Below are 2149 nucleotides of genomic sequence, written 5' to 3'. Positions count from 1 at the left end.
TCACTTAACACTATAAAGAAAAGTGGTTCCTTTTTCTATACCCACTTCTGAGTTTACACAAATGATTTTACACTATCTTTACGCCGCCTCTGTAGTTTTCAAAAAACTAGTTTACACAAACTATTTTACACTCCCGAGACTATTTGAAAATCATTAAAAAATATTATATCATAGGATTAAGATTAACACGAAAATCAATCATCGAATATATCGATAGATGCCTTCTTACAAATTCTTTTAATGTGGTTGCTACTTCAAACTAATCATATTTCTATAATATTCCCTCATTAATAAATATACACGAGTATTATTAATTCAAGGACGTGATGACATGAATATAAAATTATTTTCGTTTCTACTATTGTTGTTTTTTTATATAGCCTTCCCAGTTTATGCTGACAATGAAATATATGATTTAAAAAAAGGCTTTATCCAAATCAATGAGCAACGACTAAACTCAACATATACAATAAAAGCTTTTGTAAATAAAGAAACTTCAACTAATAAAGTATTTTCGCAAAACGTTTCAAAATCTATATTAGATTTAACATTTATTTATTACACTAATGACAACAAGCAATTTACTTCTGTACGGAAAATAATAAAAATTTTAGAGAATCGCAATGGAATATTTTACAAAGAGCTAAAAGAAATTGCATATTATACCAGCAAAGGAAACGTAGAAAGACTCCCTGAAAAAATATTTTCATCCTCAACCTATCAATGCGTAGATGACAATACCTTTTATGGCAACTCAATCCTCACTGCGTTAAAAAAATCCTACTAAAATAAAAAGGTGGCATTTTTCCCTCATGCCACCTCTTTATTTATTTCTTCCAAATTGAATACTTGCAAAATATCTACTTAAGATATTTTCGGCTCTCTTGATACTACAGTTGTCGAGGAGTTGCTGAACAATCTACTCGCGCGATATAGTAGAAGTCCTTTATCACTTTATTCTCTAGATTCCTTGAATTTAATATTTCTTTAAGGTAAAAGCCATGAACTCACAGTATCAATCACTTTTGAGTCATGGCTTTTACCTTCTACATTTACTCAGTTGGACAAACTATTTTTTTGCCAACAAAATTTTCATCCTCAGCAACCCCCTTTTGACATAATCCCCAACGGTGCTTTTCCTGAAATCGTATTTTTGAGCAATCTGCTTATACGAATAGCCATGGATGAAGTGCAAGCGGATGAATTCCTGCTGTAATTCGGGCAGCTGTTCCAAGGCCCAGTAGAGCTGCGTCCGTACTTCGTCTTCTAAATAGCAAAGTTCCGGACAGGCATCTTCAGAAACAAGGTCTTCCGGCAAATCAGTTAATGTATCGTTTTCCATAATCGTTTTTTCGACTCGCTGGTAGTAGCAGGTCCGGCTGTAAGACTCCCGACGCAAGTGATTGTGTACCGAAGCGACCATCATTTCGGTGACGGTTTCGGATTGGCTCAGATCATATTGATAGATACAGTCTATGGCTCCATGATAGGCCGTCGACAAGGCCTCATCGAAATTCTGATAAAACCGCTGGTATTTCTTGGCCTGATGGTGCAAATAGGGCTTGAAAGCCTTGATCAGTTCTTCTGCCGCTATTTTGTCGCCGCGCTGAGCAGCACGAACACAGTGGCGCATCTGAATAGTCATTACATCACGTCTCCTTACTACAGTTACATTAAAATTCGATTAAAACCTCTTTTCATTTTTTCTTTTTAAATTAAATTTTTTTAATGTTGCCTAAAATGGAAAATACCCTGGGCAGAAATCCTGCCCAAGGCATCTTCAGTATGCTACACTTATTCAAGTGTTTCAACCTTACGGGTTACAATCTGGCTCGACTTGAGTCCTGTCAAATTGCCGCCTTCCGTCGTAGCAAAGATTTTGCTGTCGACGATGGTCTGTGCAGCAGTATCGACAGTTGTCTTAGTCAAGTCCGCTTTCGGATTGGAAATAGAGTAGCTGACATTTTTGCTGGCTCCGTCCACAAATGTAAGCTGTAACGTTTTCGTTTCCGATTTGATGGCCATGGTAATTCCTCCTTTCTTTGGTATTGTGAGAAGAGCAACCTCTCCGGCCCTTCGGGCCACCTCCAGCTCAGCTCTCCGTTTTGGCAACCGCCCTGTGCTTCCCTGTGGTCAGCACCTGACGGGC

At 37.7% G+C, this 2149-nt stretch carries 3 protein-coding genes; 1 reads left to right on the top strand and 2 read right to left on the bottom strand.

Annotated elements, in window-relative coordinates:
• Positions 1–331: 331 nt before the first annotated feature.
• Positions 332–787, top strand: a complete 456-nt coding sequence (locus WMO23_RS11200; RefSeq protein ID WP_302420378.1) for a hypothetical protein — start codon at positions 332–334, stop codon at positions 785–787.
• Between the two features lie 282 nt (positions 788–1069).
• On the opposite strand, the gene WMO23_RS11195 is transcribed toward WMO23_RS11200, so the two are convergent.
• Together WMO23_RS11195 and WMO23_RS11190 are read right to left on the bottom strand one after the other, a co-directional pair.
• The gene (locus tag WMO23_RS11195) at positions 1070–1645 is read right to left on the bottom strand and encodes a sigma-70 family RNA polymerase sigma factor (protein ID WP_337383834.1); all 576 of its coding nucleotides are present in this window, start codon (positions 1643–1645) and stop codon (positions 1070–1072) included.
• A 149-nt stretch (positions 1646–1794) separates the two neighbouring features.
• The gene (locus WMO23_RS11190) at positions 1795–2025 is read right to left on the bottom strand and encodes a DUF2922 domain-containing protein (RefSeq protein ID WP_302511871.1); all 231 of its coding nucleotides are present in this window, start codon (positions 2023–2025) and stop codon (positions 1795–1797) included.
• Positions 2026–2149 lie beyond the last annotated feature (124 nt).

Source organism: Megasphaera intestinihominis (assembly GCF_040096415.1).
Lineage (GTDB): Bacteria > Bacillota > Negativicutes > Veillonellales > Megasphaeraceae > Megasphaera > Megasphaera intestinihominis.
Note: the sequence above shows the minus strand (reverse complement) of the source record. Positions and strands in the feature narration are given on the sequence as shown.

Excerpts from the sequence above, each read along its gene's own strand:
- WMO23_RS11190 (WP_302511871.1), bottom strand. The coding sequence starts at position 2,025 with ATGGCCATCAAATCGGAAACGAAAACGTTACAGCTTACATTTGTGGAC.
- WMO23_RS11195 (WP_337383834.1), bottom strand. The coding sequence starts at position 1,645 with ATGACTATTCAGATGCGCCACTGTGTTCGTGCTGCTCAGCGCGGCGAC.
- WMO23_RS11200 (WP_302420378.1), top strand. The coding sequence starts at position 332 with ATGAATATAAAATTATTTTCGTTTCTACTATTGTTGTTTTTTTATATA.